Source organism: Paraburkholderia sp. UCT31 (genome assembly GCF_014397655.1).
In the GTDB taxonomy this organism is placed as follows: Bacteria; Pseudomonadota; Gammaproteobacteria; order Burkholderiales; family Burkholderiaceae; genus Paraburkholderia; species Paraburkholderia tuberum.
The window spans coordinates 22,938-40,752 of the sequence record NZ_VZQP01000032.1 but is presented as its reverse complement, the minus strand read 5'-3'; the positions used below and the strand labels follow the sequence as shown (position 1 = coordinate 40,752).

General features: G+C 63.9%; 19 protein-coding genes and 1 pseudogene. 6 read left to right on the top strand and 14 right to left on the bottom strand.

Going from position 1 to position 17,815, the window contains the following annotated elements; translation table 11 throughout:
• Nucleotides 1-76 precede the first annotated feature (76 nt).
• Entirely contained in the window at nt 77-691 is a 615-nt protein-coding gene (locus F6X40_RS25060; protein WP_187629619.1) for a TetR/AcrR family transcriptional regulator, read from the top strand.
• Between the two features lie 421 nt (nt 692-1,112).
• Here F6X40_RS25060 and F6X40_RS25055 read toward each other — a convergent pair whose 3' ends face one another.
• The 3 genes from F6X40_RS25055 to F6X40_RS25045 are packed head-to-tail and all read right to left on the bottom strand — an operon-like array spanning nt 1,113 to nt 2,552.
• Entirely contained in the window at nt 1,113-1,565 is a 453-nt protein-coding gene (locus F6X40_RS25055) for a hypothetical protein (RefSeq protein ID WP_184073327.1), read from the bottom strand.
• Nucleotides 1,549-2,112 (bottom strand): lysozyme, encoded by a 564-nt coding sequence (locus F6X40_RS25050; RefSeq protein ID WP_187629618.1) that lies wholly within the window; start codon nt 2,110-2,112, stop codon nt 1,549-1,551. Before F6X40_RS25050 ends, F6X40_RS25055 begins: the two co-directional genes overlap by 17 nt.
• Nucleotides 2,112-2,552, bottom strand: a complete 441-nt coding sequence (locus F6X40_RS25045) for a hypothetical protein (protein WP_187629617.1) — start codon at nt 2,550-2,552, stop codon at nt 2,112-2,114. The genes F6X40_RS25050 and F6X40_RS25045 overlap by 1 nt, the downstream gene beginning before the upstream one ends.
• A gap of 275 nt (nt 2,553-2,827) precedes the next feature.
• Here F6X40_RS25045 and F6X40_RS25040 point away from each other — a divergent pair.
• Nucleotides 2,828-3,391 (top strand): annotated as a pseudogene (locus tag F6X40_RS25040) (transposase domain-containing protein); the annotation flags it as partial.
• A gap of 130 nt (nt 3,392-3,521) precedes the next feature.
• On the opposite strand, the gene F6X40_RS25035 reads toward F6X40_RS25040, so the two are convergent.
• The 3 genes from F6X40_RS25035 to F6X40_RS25025 all read right to left on the bottom strand — a co-directional run bounded on the left by F6X40_RS25035 (nt 3,522) and on the right by F6X40_RS25025 (nt 5,760).
• Nucleotides 3,522-3,767 carry a hypothetical protein gene (locus F6X40_RS25035; RefSeq protein WP_262421538.1) on the bottom strand — a complete coding sequence of 82 codons (246 nt, stop codon included), beginning with the start codon at nt 3,765-3,767 and terminating at the stop codon, nt 3,522-3,524.
• A 188-nt stretch (nt 3,768-3,955) separates the two neighbouring features.
• On the bottom strand, nt 3,956-4,909 hold the full coding sequence (locus F6X40_RS25030; RefSeq protein WP_187629656.1) for a hypothetical protein: 954 nt from the start codon (nt 4,907-4,909) through the stop codon (nt 3,956-3,958).
• A 272-nt stretch (nt 4,910-5,181) separates the two neighbouring features.
• Nucleotides 5,182-5,760 carry a hypothetical protein gene (locus F6X40_RS25025; protein WP_187629616.1) on the bottom strand — a complete coding sequence of 193 codons (579 nt, stop codon included), beginning with the start codon at nt 5,758-5,760 and terminating at the stop codon, nt 5,182-5,184.
• Between the two features lie 242 nt (nt 5,761-6,002).
• Between F6X40_RS25025 and F6X40_RS25020 the strand changes: the two genes are divergently transcribed.
• Both F6X40_RS25020 and dmeF read left to right on the top strand, forming a co-directional pair.
• Nucleotides 6,003-6,278, top strand: coding sequence for a metal/formaldehyde-sensitive transcriptional repressor (locus F6X40_RS25020; protein ID WP_090809546.1), 276 nt, complete (start codon nt 6,003-6,005; stop codon nt 6,276-6,278).
• 6 nt (nt 6,279-6,284) lie between these two features.
• Nucleotides 6,285-7,202, top strand: a complete 918-nt coding sequence (dmeF, locus tag F6X40_RS25015; RefSeq protein WP_187629615.1) for a CDF family Co(II)/Ni(II) efflux transporter DmeF — start codon at nt 6,285-6,287, stop codon at nt 7,200-7,202.
• Nucleotides 7,203-7,344: 142 nt separating this feature from the next.
• Here the strand turns inward: dmeF and pcaF are convergent, their stop codons facing one another.
• From pcaF to F6X40_RS24980, 7 genes are all read right to left on the bottom strand, one after another.
• A complete protein-coding gene (gene pcaF / locus F6X40_RS25010) occupies nt 7,345-8,547 on the bottom strand; it encodes a 3-oxoadipyl-CoA thiolase (protein WP_187629614.1) in 1,203 nt (400 codons plus the stop codon).
• A 365-nt stretch (nt 8,548-8,912) separates the two neighbouring features.
• Nucleotides 8,913-9,893 carry a D-erythronate dehydrogenase gene (gene denD / locus F6X40_RS25005; protein ID WP_187629613.1) on the bottom strand — a complete coding sequence of 327 codons (981 nt, stop codon included), beginning with the start codon at nt 9,891-9,893 and terminating at the stop codon, nt 8,913-8,915.
• Nucleotides 9,894-9,926: 33 nt separating this feature from the next.
• Nucleotides 9,927-10,727: a 2-oxo-tetronate isomerase gene (otnI, locus tag F6X40_RS25000; RefSeq protein WP_187629612.1), complete on the bottom strand. Its 801-nt coding sequence runs from the start codon at nt 10,725-10,727 to the stop codon at nt 9,927-9,929.
• A gap of 60 nt (nt 10,728-10,787) precedes the next feature.
• Nucleotides 10,788-11,450: an aldolase gene (locus F6X40_RS24995; protein ID WP_184060667.1), complete on the bottom strand. Its 663-nt coding sequence runs from the start codon at nt 11,448-11,450 to the stop codon at nt 10,788-10,790.
• Nucleotides 11,447-12,760: a 3-oxo-tetronate kinase gene (gene otnK / locus F6X40_RS24990; protein WP_187629611.1), complete on the bottom strand. Its 1,314-nt coding sequence runs from the start codon at nt 12,758-12,760 to the stop codon at nt 11,447-11,449. Before otnK ends, F6X40_RS24995 begins: the two co-directional genes overlap by 4 nt.
• Nucleotides 12,761-12,774: 14 nt before the next feature.
• Entirely contained in the window at nt 12,775-13,665 is an 891-nt protein-coding gene (ltnD, locus tag F6X40_RS24985) for an L-threonate dehydrogenase (protein WP_187629610.1), read from the bottom strand.
• A gap of 72 nt (nt 13,666-13,737) precedes the next feature.
• The gene (locus F6X40_RS24980; RefSeq protein ID WP_187629609.1) at nt 13,738-14,442 is read right to left on the bottom strand and encodes a FadR/GntR family transcriptional regulator; all 705 of its coding nucleotides are present in this window, start codon (nt 14,440-14,442) and stop codon (nt 13,738-13,740) included.
• 244 nt (nt 14,443-14,686) lie between these two features.
• On the opposite strand from F6X40_RS24980, the gene F6X40_RS24975 reads away from it, so the two are divergent.
• Nucleotides 14,687-15,511, top strand: a complete 825-nt coding sequence (locus F6X40_RS24975) for an IclR family transcriptional regulator (RefSeq protein ID WP_018424811.1) — start codon at nt 14,687-14,689, stop codon at nt 15,509-15,511.
• Nucleotides 15,512-15,595: 84 nt separating this feature from the next.
• Here F6X40_RS24975 and F6X40_RS24970 read toward each other — a convergent pair whose 3' ends face one another.
• Nucleotides 15,596-16,786 (bottom strand): M20 aminoacylase family protein, encoded by a 1,191-nt coding sequence (locus F6X40_RS24970; RefSeq protein ID WP_187629608.1) that lies wholly within the window; start codon nt 16,784-16,786, stop codon nt 15,596-15,598.
• A 111-nt stretch (nt 16,787-16,897) separates the two neighbouring features.
• Between F6X40_RS24970 and F6X40_RS24965 the strand changes: the two genes are divergently transcribed.
• Nucleotides 16,898-17,806, top strand: a complete 909-nt coding sequence (locus tag F6X40_RS24965; RefSeq protein WP_187629607.1) for a LysR family transcriptional regulator — start codon at nt 16,898-16,900, stop codon at nt 17,804-17,806.
• Nucleotides 17,807-17,815 lie beyond the last annotated feature (9 nt).

Sequence of the window (17,815 nt, the reverse complement as noted above, 5' to 3'; positions counted from 1 at the left end):
AACGATTTGCCAGAAGCGTGGATTTTGGCCATCGTTCTTTGCCATATGAGCGCTTTGCCGCATGCCACACAAACGAATGACGCGAGCAGAAAGCCGCGAGCGAACCCGGCGGCGCTTGCTCGACGCAGCAGCGTCGAGCATCGCCGAAAGAGGGTTTGCTGCGACTAGCGTGGAGGATATCTCAGCCCAGGCCGGCTATACCCGCGGCGCGTTTTACTCGAACTTCAGCAGCAAGAGCGATCTATTCGTCGAACTGCTCCGTCTCGATCACCAGAACATGCAAGAAAACTTGCAGAAGCTGCGAGAGGCCGCACCGTCCAGCGAAAACCTGCAAGTGCAGCTCACCTTGTTGTACGCGCAGTGCTATCGCGACGACAACAACTACATCATCTGGGCTGAGGCACGTTTGCATGCCATGCGTGACGCGAAATTCCGACAACATGTGAATGCCTTATGCCTGCAAAAGCGCGACATGATCGCGTACTTCATTGAGCAGTTATGCGAGCGCCTCAACATACAGTTGCCGGGCCCTTTCGCCGACCACGCGCTCGCCGTTATCGCATTGATCGACGGCATCCTCTACTTCAACATGACGATGCCCAATGATCTGTCGAACGCTTCGGCCGAAGCGATCTTGAGCAACGTTTTGACCAAGATGTTCTGCAATGCACCAGTCCTGACTGAAACATAGTTTGATCTTGCGCCTCCTCCACAGATACCCGGTCAAGCGATTCAATCCATCAGTTGGTATCAGCCAAGTCTCCTGGTTGTCGCGCGCGCGGAGGCGGCCAGAGAGTCAACGGAGAATGGCTGATAGAGTGTCCGTTCGGATTTCTTACCGGCCGTGTTGACCTGCGGAAGCGTCAAATGACCGGACAGGGGACTGGCCGCCACTGCCGCCGCTGCACGATGTTGAAATTAGCTGGATGGGGCCTAACGGCTTCGTGCTCACCGGCATCGAGTTCATCGGCGATGTCGCGTATGCCCAGTCGTGGTGGTGCCGCTTGCCAGCATGACCTGCCTTTAAATGGCCCCGTCGAAACGGGTCGTTCAACCCGTTTTTATTGGATAGAGGTCGACACAAATTCATTGCGTCACTCTCGCAATCCTTTCTACTGACTTCTTCGAAGTAATTTATTGATCGCAGCACATTTTGGAATTTTTGATGTTTCCATATCTCCAGGACAAGCCAGCCACTTATAGAATTCCATTTCCTGCGACGCGATCTTCAACCGGCATTCCGCAACCTGAAAACCAGTATCAGGAGCATAGCGATCACTCCATTCGTTAAACGAATAAGCGATTAAAGTACAGTCCGATGATATTTTTTCATTCCATACCTCAAAATTCTTGTCTAGAGCAATTTGTTTATCTCCCGTCGTGATCTTCCTGATGCCTCGATACAGCTTCTCTGCGTCAGCGAGAATTTTTTCTGTGTCGGCGTTAGTGCAGGCAAGAAAATCGTTTCGCGTTTTTGCCTTTTCTTCACATGACGTATCCGCAAACACGGAAATAGATGCCGATACAATTAATACGGCCACGATGGCTTTAATGGCTGTGGTCATAATTTCCGTCTTTGAAAAGACTACCTTCTGAGCGACGTCGCTTGATCAGTCCACGCGGACGTACACCACCGGCCATCGTGTACTCTAAAAATTTGGCCGGTACGCGGTCATAATGACCCGAGTTAACAAGATTCAGCAGGCCAGCATTACCACTTGGAAGATTATATACAAAGCAAACGAGTGTGTCGTACTCGAACTGATATAGTGGAACGTGAATTTTTTTATTTACAATGCGCTCCGGGTATTCAAGATCAAGCAGCAATAATTCTCGCGCCTGCGCAATTGTTATGCCATTACGAAACGGCGCTTCAGACGCCGCACCAGATATTGGCCCCATATGAACCAGATGCCCATATCCAACAGTTGCATTACCTCCTTTACCAGCCCCGTCATTGTCATATATATGCGGCATGAAAGCTTCCCAGCCTGCAATGAAAGTTATCCCTTGTTGCGATATCTTCCAGGGTTTGACTAGTCGTCTGGATTGGACCACCAGATTCGAATCCGGATTTGTATTCGTTACCGCTGTTCCAAGTGCGTCAGGCATTACGCCTCCTCTCTGTGACCAAGATAAATATGTATGGATTGAGCGCCGTTTGTTTCGTAGCGTTTAGTACGCTCCAGACCATCCGTTACGCCGTGGACGAGCGAACCGGACGGCAGACGAACCGTGTAATACGTGTCGGGCATAACGTGCCCGTCACTATCTTTGAGTGTGTATTGTTCGTCGTGAATGCGATCCTTCGACGTTAGCGCTGGCGCTGCCTTCCCGCGACAGTCGCACGCCCATGCGTAACCCAGGGCTTCGGCCATGTCGTAACCGTTTGAATACGACTTCAGCCTATCGAACGGAAACCATTCGCCGGTTTCGGCGTTCAGCGCCATGGCGGACGGCATTGGCGGGAAATTTGAGTAGATTGAATAGGTGATACGGCAAAGCTGGCACTCTTCCTTTCCGCCGGTTTCATCCTGTTTCTGCTGTCCCATTTGACCTCTGCTGATTTTCCAGAACACAGGCAAAGAATTAACCATCTAACACACGACACGGTCAACGACTTTAATTTGAGATAAAACCATTTTGACAAATATTTGCGATTCTGATGATTCCGGGCATCTCATTCAGTGCATTTTTCCGATATTACGGCCCAACAAAAATGGCGGCATTGAGCCCTAATGCCGTTCAGTTAAGCGACTGAACGGCGTTTTTGTTTCCTGCGCAAAGTAGTTGTAAACGGGGCGTGGCGATGTTAATTTGCATCGCCATGCTGGTTGATGATCTGCGCCTTCTTGTCAAATCACAGCCGCCCCTCGCATGGGGACGGCTGGGCCAGCATCTGCCGTACGAATGGATCGAGTCTGAAGTGCAGGCCAGTGGCAGTGCCCGCGTGCGTCGGCGTCGACTTCCCGCGCAACAGGTCGTATGGCTGGTGATCGCGCTCGCGCTGTACCGACACCAGTCAATCAGCGAGGTCGTCGATGAACTGGACCTTGCGTTACCTGTGGCCGATGCGTCGTTTGTCAGCAGGAGTGCCATCACCCAGGCGCGGTAGCGCGTCAGCGTGACGCCACTGGCGTGGCTGTTTCACGAATCAGCCAGAAACTGGGTTGCGCAGGATCAGGACCGATACCTCTTCAAGGGATTCTCGCTGTTCGCGATGGATGGCACCACGCTGCGCCCCGCCGACAGTGCCGCCAACCGCAGACATTTCGGCGCCTCTGCCGCTGCTGATGGCCGCAGTGATAGCTACCCCCAACTGCGCGCGGTTACGCTCACTGCGCTTGCCACGCATCTGGTGCCGGGCTATCGCCGCATGCGTCTCGACACGCTGCCGACGATGCAAGCGGCGCTCGGCCTCTACGCATCGCTGGGATTCGATGCCCATCGACGCCTACGTGTTCAATCCGATCCCCGCCGCGATTTTTCTGGAAGGCGATCTGACGCGGCCGCGTTCAATGTCATGGCGGTGCAGGCATGACCCGGACTGCAGGTATGCACTCGCTCATTGCCCCGTTCTGCTGGCTCAAGCCACGCACGACCACCTCGGACGATTTCCCGTCACGCCGCGCGAGTTCGGCCAGATCGAGCAACGCGGCGTAGCGCGCGGAACAGTCGCTCGCCGCGCCGGCGTCGGGGTTCGCGCGAAGGTCGTCGTTGGCGTCGCTGGCGTCGATGACTGCGTTGATCGCCAGCAACGTCGCCACGACGATCGTCGCGAGCGCGACCGTTTTGCGGAGCGCGCCCCGCGCAGCCCTTTGCGCTCGCGAGTGACGCCCCGCCTCAGCAGATGGTGGACACGAGCCCGCCATTTCGCACATCGCGTCGCACCGCGCGGCGCGACGTGAGCGCCACGATTCTACGCAGGTTCTGATTCTCATCGCCGCGCTCATCGTCAGGCCCAATGCGCCGGCACCCACACGCGCCCGACCCAATGGCCCGGCACCCAGACCGCAGCCCGCGGCGCGACATACAAGGGACGCGCCGCGACGTAGACGACCGACGGCGGGGGCGGCGCCACGACCACCACCGGCGGCGGAACATAGGCCGGCGGAGGCGTCACCACGACGGGCTTCAACGGCACGTACACGACCGGCGGCGGCACGACGACCGGCGGGGGCGGCGCCACGACCACCACCGGCTTCGGCGCAACGACCACGGTCGTACCGGTCGCCGTCGTGGTCCCGCCCGCGACCACCACCCCGCCTGTTACCACCGTACCGCTCGACGTCACCGTGTGGCCTTGCGTGCCGGTCACGCTCGTCGAAGTCGTCACGACGCCGGGCGCGACCCGCGTCGCGGTGCCTGAGTGATAGACGTTGTTGTTGTCCGGACCCGTCACCGTGCCCGAGCGCGCGCAGGTCGAACCCGCGCAATTCGTCGACGCAGAATGATTGACCGTATTGCCGTTCGACCCGGTGATCGAGCCCGACGACGAATACTGGCCCGGCGCGGTGCGCGTCACGTCGCCGGACGTCGTCGCCGTTTTGCCGTCGGGACCGGTCAGCGTGCCGCTATGCGAGCAGGAGCCGCCCGCGCAGCTGGTGTCGCCCGAGTGCTGCACCGAGTTGCCGTAGCGGCCCGTCGCGGTACCCGAGTTCGAGAACTGGCCGGGCGCCGTGCGCGTGACTGTGCCAGTGTTGTTTGCGAAGCCGCCATAGGGGCCGGCCACGCTGCCCGCATGCGAGCAGCTACCGCCGCCGCACGAGCCGTAGTGCGCGCCGTTATAGACGCCGCGCGACGTGTACGCGGTGCCGTGACCCGACCACGCGAACGCCGATGCGCTGCCGAGCGCGAGCACGGCGGCGGCCGCGCCGAACACCACCTTGCGCAGCGCGCCCCGCGCCATGCCGGCGCAGACCCTCTCGGAACCTGCGAATGAACGATTTTTCACGGTATGTCCTTGCTGGATTCGGGCCACTTGCGTCACTGCCGCGTGGCGACGAACGGACTATAGAAGGACACTCCGCGGAAATCATCACGGAACATATGTCGCGCTGTTTCACCGCGACGCGGGCCCGCCAGGCAAGGTTTTGCGGGCATTCGGCGGGAGCCGCGACATATTTCGACATAGTTTGCGAAACAGATGCGGCCGCCGGAATCGACTGCGGCCCCAGCCGCTCACTGCCCGACCGGCGTCACCTGCAGCGCGGCGGCCGACACGAACGCCGCATGCACGGTGTCGCCGACCTTCACGTCGCTCAAATCGACGTCGGGCGCGGCTTCGAAGGTCTGGGTCTGATACGCGCCGCGCAGCGTCACGAGGCGCTGCTTGCGATCGATCTTCAGCACGGTCGCGAGCACCTCGGTCTGCCGCGCCGACTCGTACCCGCCCGACGCCGGCGCATAGCTCCGCCGGTCGACCCGCTCGCGAATCCCCTTGCCCGCGCTGCTTGCCTTCTCGACCTTGGTAAGCAACGCATTCTTGTACAGCACGTCGACGCGATCGCCGATCTTCATCTGATCGAAACCGGCGACCTGCTGGCTGACGAGCACGATCGCGACGTCGCCATGCGGGCCCTTCAATGTCAGCGAGCGGTTGTCCGCATCGATGGCGACGATCTCCGCCGTCATATGCACCGGCTGCGCCGCGCTGAGCACCGCTTGCGCGGTGCTCGCCATGTCGTCCTGCGCTCGCGCCGGCGGGGCCGCGGCCACCACCGCGATGACCAATGCTGCAGCTATCGTCGCTGTTTTCATCCGCGTTCTCCTCCTGCAAGGGATCAATACGGCTCGACGGTCGGTCATGCGCGTCGAGCGCGATCGCTTCGTGCTATGCAGCATTCGTGCCCGGCGTCATGAACTCCGCGTCTACAGGACGACCACGGCCAACAGTATGACGCGAACGATTTGCCGACGTATGCATCGGCATGGCCGCCGACAGCCATCAGAAACGCCATCTCGGTACCGTGCTATTCTATATACCTATAGGGGGTATATGTATGGCACATCTGAGCATACACAAAGACGGCTTATTGAAACGCGTTCGTCGCATCGCGGGCCAGGTTCAGGCTATCGAGCGTTCACTGGAGTCGGACGCCGATTGCGAAAAAGTCCTGCACCTTGTGGCCGCGACCCGCGGCGCAATGAACGGCCTGCTCGACGAGATCGTCGAGGCGCACGCGCGCGAGCATGTCGCGCATCCGGACCTGACGGCCAGCCAGCGCAAGAAGGGAGTTGATGCATTGATCGGCGCAATCCGCCGCTATTCGAAGTAAGTTTGTATGACTGACCATCTGATCCGCAAACACGAGCACTCGTTTCTCGGCAGCTCGCACGACGACAACGCGCGCCGGACCCGCTTCGTCGTCGCGCTCACCGTTGTCATGATGATCGGCGAAATCGCGGCCGGTTACGTGACCGGCTCGATGGCGCTGCTCGCCGATGGCTTCCACATGGCGACGCATGCCGGCGCGCTCGGCATTGCCGCGCTCGCGTATGCGTTCGCGAGACGCAACTCGGCAAACCGCGCGTTCAGTTTCGGAACGGGAAAAGTGGGCGAGCTTGCCGGCTTCGCTTCGGCGCTGATTCTCGCGCTGGTGTCGCTTGGCATCGGCATCGAATCGGCGATCCGGCTCGTTCATCCCACCGGTGTCGCGTTCGGGCAGGCCGCGGTGATTGCGGCGATCGGGCTGGTCGTGAACATCGTCAGCGCGCTGCTGTTGTCGGGCGGCCATGCGCACCATGGGCATCACGATCATCACCATCATCACGACCATGCGCATGGGTCCGACAACAACCTGCGCTCGGCCTATGTGCACGTGCTCGCCGATGCGCTGACCTCGGTGCTGGCGATCGTGGCCATGCTGGCCGGCCGCTATCTCCGGTGGGTCTGGATGGACCCGCTGATGGGCATCGTCGGATCGATCGTCATCGCGCGCTGGGCATGGACGCTGATGCGCGACACGGCCGGCGTGCTGCTCGACAGAACCGACGAGCACGTGGCCGGCGAAATCCGCGAAATCCTGGATTCGCACGGCGACGCCGAGATCGCCGACCTGCACGTCTGGCAGATCGGCCCGGAGGCGCGAGCGGCGATCGTCAGTGTGCGCACGCATGGCGGCGTTACGGCCGAGACGATCCGCGCGCGGCTCGCGCCGGTGCATGAGGTCATGCATTTGACCGTCGAAGCGGCGTCATAACGCCTGCGCCCGGCGCAACAAGGCGCGATAAAAACAAAGGGCCGGCGTGTCTCGACGCCGGCCCTTCTGCTTTTTACTATTCAGCTTGCGCGGAGACCCGCCGAGCGCGGGGACCGAAGCTCGCGCCGAACCAGCTCACGCATCACACGCGCTCGATCGCGATCGCGATGCCTTGGCCGACGCCGATACACATCGTGCACAGCGCGAAGCGGCCCTGCGTGCGTTGCAGCTGATACGTCGCGGTCGTCACCAGACGCGCGCCGCTCATGCCGAGCGGGTGGCCGAGCGCAATCGCGCCGCCGTTCGGGTTCACGCGGGGATCGTCGTCGGCGACGCCGAGGGCGCGCAGCACCGCGATACCTTGCGAGGCGAATGCCTCGTTCAGTTCGATCACGTCGAACTGATCGATCGTCATGCCCAGACGCGCGAGCAGCTTCTGCGTGGCGGGTGCCGGGCCGATGCCCATCACGCGCGGCTCGACGCCGGCGGTGGCCACACCGAGCACGCGGGCGCGCGGCGTGAGGCCGAAGCGCTTCGCGGTCTCTTCATTGGCAAGCAGCAACGCCGCCGCGCCGTCGTTCACGCCCGATGCGTTACCGGCCGTAACCGTGCCGTCCGGACGCACGACGCCCTTCAGCTTCGCGAGCGTTTCGAGGCTCGTTTCGCGCGGATGCTCGTCCTGCATGACCGTGATCGGATCGCCCTTCTTCTGCGCGATCGTCACGCCGACGATCTCCTGCGCGAGCGTGCCGTCGCGTTGCGCGCGCGCCGCCTTCTGCTGGCTGCGCAGCGCGAATGCGTCCTGGTCGGCGCGGCTGATGGTGTAGTCGGTCGCGACGTTTTCGCCGGTTTCCGGCATCGAGTCGACGCCGTACAGCTTCTTCATCAGCGGATTCACGAAACGCCAGCCGATCGTCGTGTCGTAGACCTCGTTCTGACGCGAGAACGCGCTGGTCGCCTTGGGCATCACAAACGGCGCGCGGCTCATGCTTTCGACGCCACCGGCAATCATCAGCGCGGCCTCGCCCGACTTGATCGCGCGCGCGGCGATGCCGACCGCATCCATGCCCGAGCCGCACAGACGGTTGACCGTCGAGCCCGGCACGTCCTTCGGCAGACCCGCGAGCAGCAGCGACATGCGCGCGACGTTGCGGTTGTCGTCACCGGCCTGGTTGGCGCAGCCGTAGATGAGGTCGTCGATTGCGGTCCAGTCGACGTTCTTGTTGCGCTCCATCAGCGCCTTGAGCGGCACCGCGCCCAGGTCGTCGGCGCGCACCGACGACAGCGAACCCGCATAGCGGCCAATGGGGGTGCGAATCGCGTCGCACAGGAATGCTTCGGTCATGGGATGTCTCCAGTTGAGATGCTGCGTGCGCTGCGCCTCGGCCGGCCTTGCACCGATGACGCCGGTTCGATGCGCCGAGGCACCGGCCCGAGGGCCAACGGCCGCGGACGGGCAACTGCAAAATGGCGGCGGCGTAACGCGCCGACACGTCGAAGCAGCTTAGCGCAGGATCGTGAACGATGGGCTTGGGATTGACGACCGATACGGCTGCCGCCCCTTCTTCGCCCCGCCTCATGTTCTATATACGAACACAAGGTCATATATCGAACAAAACAGCCTCGATAATAGGCGGGGGCGCGAAAGCATGTCAAGCACGGTCGCAGCCGTGCCAAGCGACACCAGGGAATACGCGGAGGGGGTGATCTTCAGCGAACTTCGATTCCTTCATCGGCGATGTAGCCGCGAATCACGTCCGCGAAACTGCGCTCGGCCGCGAGCCCGAGCCGTTCGGCGCGCGACGTATCCCACGCGCCGGGCCAGCTGCCGACGATCTTCTCGATGCGCTCGTCGGGCTGCCGCACAATGCGGTTCGCGACCGCCTCGCCCGCGACCTCGCACAGTGCCGCGATCATCTCGTCGACCCTGACCGACAAGCCCGGCAGGTTCAGCACGCGTTGCTTGCCAAGCGCGGCGCCATCGAGTTCGAGGCCGGCGATAAGACCCTCGATCGCCTTGCGCGGCGACAGCAACCACAGCCGCGTCGAACCGGCGACCGGACACACGGCCTCCTCGCCATTGAGCGGCTCGCGGACGATGCCGCTCGCGAACGACGACGCCGCCGCATTCGGCCGCCCCGGCCGCACGCTGATGGTCGGCAGCCGCAGCACGCGGCCGTCGACGAAGCCGCGCCGCGAATAATCGTTGAGCAGCAGCTCCGCGATCGCCTTCTGCGCGCCGTACGACGACTGCGGATTGAGCGCGGTGTCGTCCTGCACGACTGCAGGCAGATCGCCACCGTAGACCGCGACCGAACTGGTGAACACGACGCGCGGTTGGTGCCCGCGCTGCCGGCAGATTTCGAGCAGCAGCCGCGACGCATCGAGATTGATGCGCATGCCGAGATCGAAGTCCGCCTCGGCCTGGCCGCTGACGATCGCAGCGAGATGAAAGATTACCGAGGTTTGATCGTCGATCACGCGTTCGAGCACACTGCGCTCCGCGATATCGCCGACTTCGGTGCGCACGCGCGCATCGCCGTAATCGTGTGCGCGCACGACGTCGAGCAACACGAGCCCGGTAATCGCTTGCGGCGCGCCGTGCGCATCTTTCAGTGCGCCGCGCGCGAGCAGCTCGCGTGCGAGACGCTGGCCGAGAAAACCGGCACCGCCGGTGATCAGTACTTTCATGGTTACGTGTGCGTCAGTGGTTGTCGGAAAGAGTCAACGCCCCGCATCGAGATAAGGCTTCAGCCAGCCAAGCCCCGCCGAGGTTCCCGCGCGCGGCCGGTATTCGCAGCCGATGTAGCCGTCGTAGCCGAGCGCATCGATCAGATCGAACAGGTACGGGTAGTTCAGCTCACCGATGTCGGGCTCGTGCCGCTCGGGCACACCCGCAACCTGGATGTGACCGATGCCGGCCATATCGCGTTTGAGCTTCATCGCGAGATCGCCCTCGACGATCTGGCAGTGATAGCAATCGAACTGCACCTTCAGATTCGGCGCGCCGACTTCGGCGCAGATCGCTTGCGCGTCGTCCTGTCGATTGAGGAAATAGCCGGGCATGTCGCGCGTATTGATCGGCTCGATGACGACCGTGATCTGTTCGGCTTGCGCGGCCCGCGCGGCATAGGCGAGGTTATTCAGGTACACGTCGCGTTGTGTTTTGCGCTGCGTTTCGCCCGCTTGATCGCCGGCGATCAACCCCGCCATCACATGCAGCTTGCGATTGCCGAGCACGCGCGCGTACTCGAGTGCCGTGTCGATGCCGTGGCGGAACTCGTCCTCACGGCCCGGCAACGACGCAAGGCCGCGCTCGCCGCCGCTCCAGTCGCCGGGTGGCGCATTGAACAGCACCTGCGTGAGGCCATGCGCGTCGAGCCGCGCCTTCAGCTCGCCCGGGCGGAACTCGTAGGGAAACAGGAATTCGACCGCGTTGAAGCCGTCGCGCGCGGCGGCGGCGAAACGATCGAGGAACGCGTGCTCGTTGTACATCATCGACAGATTGGAGGCGAAACGAGGCATGGCGGCAACTCCTTCAAGACAGTGCGATACGGTGCGCGGCGTTCATCGGCAATGCGCCTGCTACCAGCGCGCGCCGAACGCGGCACGGAGTTCTTCGATCGCGGCGGCGTCGAGCGGCGCGGGCCGCGGATTCGTCATCAGCCACAGGCGCGCGGTCTCCTCGAGTTCTTCAAGCGCATACGACGCGTGCGCGACCGAGCGCTCCCACACTACCGGCCCCAGACGTTCGAGCAACACCGCGCGCACCCGATCGGCCAGCGCAGCGATCTGCGCGGCCACTCGGGGATCACCCGGGCGTTCGTAGCGAATCAGCGGTACGTGGCCCACTTTCATCACGTAGTACGGTGTGATCGGCGGCAGCACATCCGCTTCGCTCCACACGCCCGCGAGCGTCAACGCGACCAGATGCGTCGAATGGGTATGGACGATGCCGCGCGCCTCGCCGTTGCGCGCATAGATACCGCGATGCAGCGCCAGCGTTTTCGACGGCTTGCCGCCCGACACCGCGTGGCCGTTTGCATCGACCTTCGCGATGTCGGCGGGATCGAGGCGGCCGAGGCACGCGTCGGTCGGGGTGATCAGCCAGCCGTCGTCGAGCCGCGCGCTGATGTTGCCGGCGCTGCCGACCGTATAGCCGCGTTGATACAGGCTCGCGCCGACCGCGCAGATTTCCTCGCGAACGCGCGCTTCGGCGCAGGTGTGAAGTGCCGGTGCGTCGCTCATTGCGCGGCTCCGTCGAGATGGCGCAGCGCCTTGTCGAAGAAGTCGGTGGTACCGAAATTGCCGGATTTCAGCGCGAGTGCGAGCGGTTCCGCTTCGGTCGTCGCCGTGGCCGGCACGCCCGGATCGATCTGCGCGCCGATGCGCAGCATGCGCACGTCGAGCGCCTGCACGACGGCGCCCGAAGTCTCGCCGCCCGCGACGACGAACTTGCGCACTCCCCGTTCGCGCAGACCGCGCGCAATCGCCGCCAACGTCTTCTCGACCAGATGCCCGGCCTCGTTGACGCCGAGTTCGCGCTGCACGGCCTGCACTTCGTCGGGCGATGCGGTCGCATAGACCAGCACCGGTTCCGCGTGTACGAAGCGCTGTTGTGCGAACGCTAGCGCCTCGCCGACGACGTCCTCGCCGCGCGCCGCCGCGAGCGGATCGATGCGGAACGCGGGCCGTGTCGCGCACCAGGCGGCGACCTGCGCGTTGGTCGCCGTCGACGCACTGCCCGCGAGCACCGCCGACAAACCTTCTATACGCGGCAATTGCGCGGCATGGGTTTGCTCGCCGAGCAGACCCGCGCGCCGGAAGTTGGCGGGCAAACCAAGCGCGACGCCGGAGCCGCCGGTGATCAGCGCGAGATCCGCGCAGGCCGCGCCGAGCGTGTGCAAATCGGCGTCGGACACCGCATCGGCAATCGCGATGCGCACGCCGTCGGCGCGCAACGCGGCGAATGCGGCACGCACGGCCGCATCGCCTTGCGCGAGCTGGTCGTAACGCACGAGCCCGACCTTCGATTGCGTTTGCCGCCGCAGCACGCGCACGAGGTTCGCGTCGCGCATCGGCGTCAGCGGATGGTTTTCCATGCCCGACTCGTTGAGCAGCGCATCGCCGACGAACAGATGACCGCGAAAAATCGTGCGGCCGTTCTCGGGAAACGCGGGACACGCGATCGTGAACGACGCGCGCTCAACGAACTCGGTGGACAGCGCATTCAGCAACGCATCGGTCACCGGGCCGAGGTTGCCCGCCTCGGTCGAATCGAAGGTCGAACAGTACTTGAAGAAGAATTGCCGGCACCCTTGCGCGCGCAGCCAGGCGAGCGCGGCCAGCGATTGCGCGACCGCGTCGGCGGCCGGGATCGTGCGCGACTTCAGCGCGACGACGAGCGCGTCGGCGCCAAGCGCTGCGTTGGAGGTGGGCACGCCGATCGTCTGCACCGTGCGCATGCCACCGCGCACGAGCATGTTGGCGAGATCGGTGGCGCCGGTGAAGTCGTCGGCGATGCAGCCGAGCAGCGCGGGTTTCGTTTGAGCCGTCATGACCTCTCCCTCGCCTATTGCTTCGTCGGCAATTCGATGGCTGGGAAAATCTTCACGACCGCCGAGTCGTCTTCGCCACCGTGGCCCGCCGTCGACGCCATCATGAACATCTGATGCGCTGCCGCCGACAGCGGCAGCGGAAACTTCGTGCGACGCGCGGTATCGAGCACGAGGCCGAGGTCCTTGACGAAAATATCGACCGCCGACAGCGGCGTGTAGTCGCCCGCGAGAATATGCGGCACGCGGTTCTCGAACATCCACGAATTGCCCGCGCTGTGCGTGATCACGTCGTACAGCGCGTGCGGGTCGACACCTTCGCGCAGGCCGAGCGCCATTGCCTCGGCGGCCACCGCGATATGCACGCCGGCCAGCAGCTGGTTGATGATCTTCACCTTCGAGCCTGCGCCATGCGTGGCGCCAAGCCGATACACGTTGCCGGCGATCGCGGCGAGCACGTCTTCGCACGCGGCATAAGCGGCCGCGGGACCGGACGTCATCATCGTCATCTCGCCCGACGCCGCGCGCGCCGCGCCGCCCGAGACCGGCGCATCGAGCATCTGCAGACCGGCCGCCTCGACGCGCTTGCCGAGATCGCTCGCGAACTCCGGCGCGACCGTGGCACTCGCGATCACGACGCCGCCCGGCTTCATGGCCGCGAGCGCGCCGTGCTCACCGAACAGCACGGTCTCGGTTTGCGCCGCATTCACGACCAGCGTGATCACGACCTCGCACTGCGCGCCGAGCTCCGCGGGCGTCGCACAGCCGATGCCCCCTTCATCGACGAACGCCTGCAGCGCGTCGCGCCGCAAATCGCACGCGTGGACCCTGAAGCCCGCGCGCAACAGCGAGCGCGCGACGCCGAGCCCCATGGCCCCCAAGCCAATGACACCGACATTTCTCGACATGCATGACCTCTATGGATGGGTGCCGCATTCGTGGGTTCGCGCGCGTCGGAATCACCGCGCGCCTTCAGCGCGTCAGACGATGCCCGCCCCGGCAAGCCGCCGCGCCGCGTTGTACAGATGCGTCTGCGCGGCATTGCGCGCCGCCATCGGATCGCCGGCGCGAATCGCCGCGGCGATCGCCGCGTGCTCCTCGCGCACCTGCCGCGAGAAGTCCTCGCGCAGCGCCTCGTTGCGGCGCGTGACGACCGTGCCCGCTTCGAGGTACTGATTGAGGAACGTCAGCGTCTTCAGGAAATATGGATTGCCCGTAGCCGCCGCGATCGCGCGATGAAACGCGACGTCTTCGGCGACGCCCTCTTCGCCATTGCCGACCGCGCGCTCGATGCGCGCGAGCGCGGCGTCGATCGCGGCCATGTCGGCATCGCTGCGGCGCATCGCGGCTTCCGACGCGACCTCCGCCTCGATCGCGCGACGCAGCGCGAGGATTTGCACGACCGAGCCCGGCTCTACGGCTTCTGCGTAGTCGATTCGCAGCGGGCGAATCGCGCCGTGCCCGGCGACGAACACGCCACTGCCCTGGCGCGGCTCGACCACCCCCTCGTTCTTCAGTCGCGACAGCGCCTCGCGAATCACCGTGCGGCTTACGCCGAACTGTTGCGCGAGCACGGCTTCGGTCGGCAGCCTGGCGCCGCGCGCGAAGGTGCCCTTGTCGATCTGCTTCAGCAGTTGCTGCGCGACTGTGTCGCTCAAAGCGCGCGCGGGAATCTTGTCGAACATGGCGGATCGGTTGGACAGGGTGTCGCGAATTAGTCAGGTTATCGGGTCATCATACAAATTTGGAGTGGGAATCGCATTCACGCAAACCCTGGGGTTTTTGCACAAATCGGCGTTATTTGGCGAAATAGAAGGCTTAAGCTATCGTCTCGCCTTTGCGCCGCAACGCAAAACGGGGCGCCGCATCGAAACGAACGCGCGTCGCGCGTCCTTCGCGCGCACTCTTCCGAACCCACGATCAAGGTCCATGAGCAAAGCCCTGCCGCCGTCTTCCGTCGCGCCCGCCAACGCCGAACCGGCCCCGGAGAAACCGGGCGACTCGTACGTGCAGTCGTTCGCGCGCGGCCTCGCGGTCATCCGCGCGTTCGACGCGACGCGGCCTGAACAGACGCTCACCGACGTCGCCGCGGCGACTGGCCTCACGCGCGCCGGCGCGCGCCGGATCCTGCTGACGCTGCAAACACTCGGCTATGTGGAAGCCGAGGGACGCCTGTTTCGTCTGACGCCGAAGATTCTCGACCTCGGCTTCGCGTATCTGACCTCGATGCCGTTCTGGAATCTCGCCGAACCGGTGATGGAAAGCCTGTCGGCGCAGGTGCACGAAAGCTGCTCCGCGGCCGTGCTCGATCGCACCGAGATCGTCTACGTGCTGCGCGTGCCGACTCACAAGATCATGACGATCAACCTGTCGATCGGCAGCCGCCTGCCCGCGTACTGCACGTCGATGGGCCGCGTGCTGCTTGCCTCGCTCGACGACGAGACGCTCGACGCGACGCTGAACTCGACGCCGCTCTACGCGCACACGCCGCGCACCGTCACCGACAAGCAAGAGTTGAAGAAGCTGATCGAGCAGGTGCGTCGCCAGGGGTGGGCGATCGTCGATCAGGAGCTCGAAGGCGGCTTGATTTCGCTGTCCGCGCCGATTCGCAATCGCCAGGGCCGCGTGATCGCCGCGATGAACATCAGCGGCAACGCACAGCGCAATTCGGCCAAACAGATGGTGAAGGCGTTCCTGGAACCGCTGCAGCGAGCCGCGCAGACAGTCTCGGAGATGGTCGCGCGGCGCGGCTAATGAACGTTTCGTGGCTCCGGCCGCGCGGTGATGAGCTTCCGGGCGCGCACGCCTCGTGCGCGCCGCGGCGTGTGCATCAAGCGCTCACTGCGCGAGATAGCGCTCCACCAGCCGTGCCCAGAACGCCGCGCCGATCGGCAGACTGCGGTCGTTGAAGTCGTAGTGCGGGTTGTGCACCATGCAACCGTCCTCGCCGACGCCATTGCCGATGCGCAGGAACGTGCCCGGCCGCTTCTGCAGCATGAATGCGAAGTCCTCGCTGCCCATCAGGATGTCGGTCTGCTCGACCACCTTGTCGTCGCCCACCAGTTCGCGCGCGACCTGCACCGCGAAATCCGTTTCGGCATCCGTATTGATGACGACCGGATAGCCTTCGATGTACTCGACGTGCGCTTTGCCGCCATAGCTCGCGGCCTGCGACTCGGCCAGTTCGGTGATGCGCTTCTTCAGCAACGCGCGCACCTCGGGGCTGAACGAGCGCACGCTGAGCTCGAGCCGCGCGCTGCTGGAAATCACGTTGTTCGCGGTGCCCGCGTGGATCGAGCCGACCGTCACCACGGCCGGCTGCGACGGATCGACGTTGCGTGCGACGATCGTTTGCAGCGCCATCACGATGCTCGCGGCGACCACGACCGGATCGACGGTCAGATGCGGACGCGCCGCATGGCCGCCGACGCCTTCGATCGTGATGATCGCCTTGTCGCCCGCCGACATGAACGGTCCCTTGCGGAACAGCAACACGCCCGGCTCGGCTCCCGGATGGTTGTGCAGGCCGAACACGGCGTCGCACGGGAAGCGCTCGAACAGGCCGTCGTCGATCATCTTCAGCGCACCGCTGTCGATGCCGCTTTCCTCGGCCGGCTGGAAATACAAATGCACGGTGCCCGAGAAATTGCGCGTGGCCGCGAGACGTTGCGCGGCGCCGAGCAGGATCGTGGTGTGACCGTCGTGGCCGCACGCGTGCATCTTGCCGCGGGTGCCGCTCGCGTACGGCAGGCCGGTCTGTTCGATGATCGGCAACGCGTCCATGTCTGCGCGAATGCCGATGCTGCGCTTGCCGTCACCCTCTTGCAGCGTGCCGACCACGCCGGTCTTGCCGACCCCACGCGTGACCTGCCAGCCCCACTGTTCGAGTTTTTCCGCGACGAGCGCCGCGGTCTGCACTTCCTCGTACGCGAGTTCCGGATGGTGGTGAATGTGATGGCGAATCTCGCGCAGGCTCGCGCCGGCGGGTTCCAGATCGGATACTTCGGTCAAACGCGGGGTCTCGTTCATAGTTTGTATGGCTCCAGTGAGTAGCCTCGCACTATAGCCACGCCGTTTTGTTCGAATAAGATGCTATTTTTTTCACCCTGATTAACAGGCCTTATATACGGGATTACCCTTATGAAGCTGCAGCAGTTGCAGGCCTTCGTCGCCGCCGCGCATCACCGCAGTCTGCGCGCCGCCGCGCGTGAGCTTGGCGTCACGCAGCCGGCCGTCACGCATACGATTCGCGAGCTGGAAAGCGCGCTCAACGCCGAGCTGATGGTGCGCAGCGTGCGCGGCATCGAGCTGACCGCGTGCGGGCTCGCGCTGTTGCCGCGCGCCGAGCAGTTGCTCGGCGACATGCGCCGCACGGTCGAGGCCGTCGAGCAGGTCAAGGGCGAACTGGCCGGCAAGGTCAGCGTCGGCACGATGCCATCGCTGGCGCTGACGGTACTGCCGCATGCGGTGTCGAGCTTTCGCGAGCGGATGCCGCTCGTGAGTCTGCATCTGGAGGAAGTGACGGTGCCCGACGCGCTCGCGCGTCTGCGCAACGGCGCGCTCGATCTCGCGGCGATCCATCACGTTCTGGCATTGGATAACGATCTGGTGCAGGTGCCGCTGTACTCGACGCAGTTCGTCGTCACGATGCGCGCTGGCCATCCGCTCGCGAACGTCACGCGTCTGTCCGAGCTGCTCGACGCCGAGTGGATCGTCACGGTGGGCGCCGACCACTTCCCGCACAGCGTGATGATGGCGATGTTCAGCGCGCACGGCTTGCCGGTACCGAAGCGCTTGCTGCGCGCGCCGTCGTCGTTTGCAGTCACGCTCGGGCTCGTGTCGCAGACCGACGTGATCAGTTGCTTCACGCGGCCGCTTGCGCAGAGGGTCGCGCCGCTCGGCATTCGCGTCGCACAGATCGAAGACGCGCTGCCGAACTACGATCTGAGCATCATCTCGCGACGCGATCTGCTGCCGACGCCGGCCGTGCAGCAGTTCGTCGCATGTTTGCGGCAGGTGACGGGGGAGCGGATGGGAGCCGTGCAGTAAGGCCGCGTG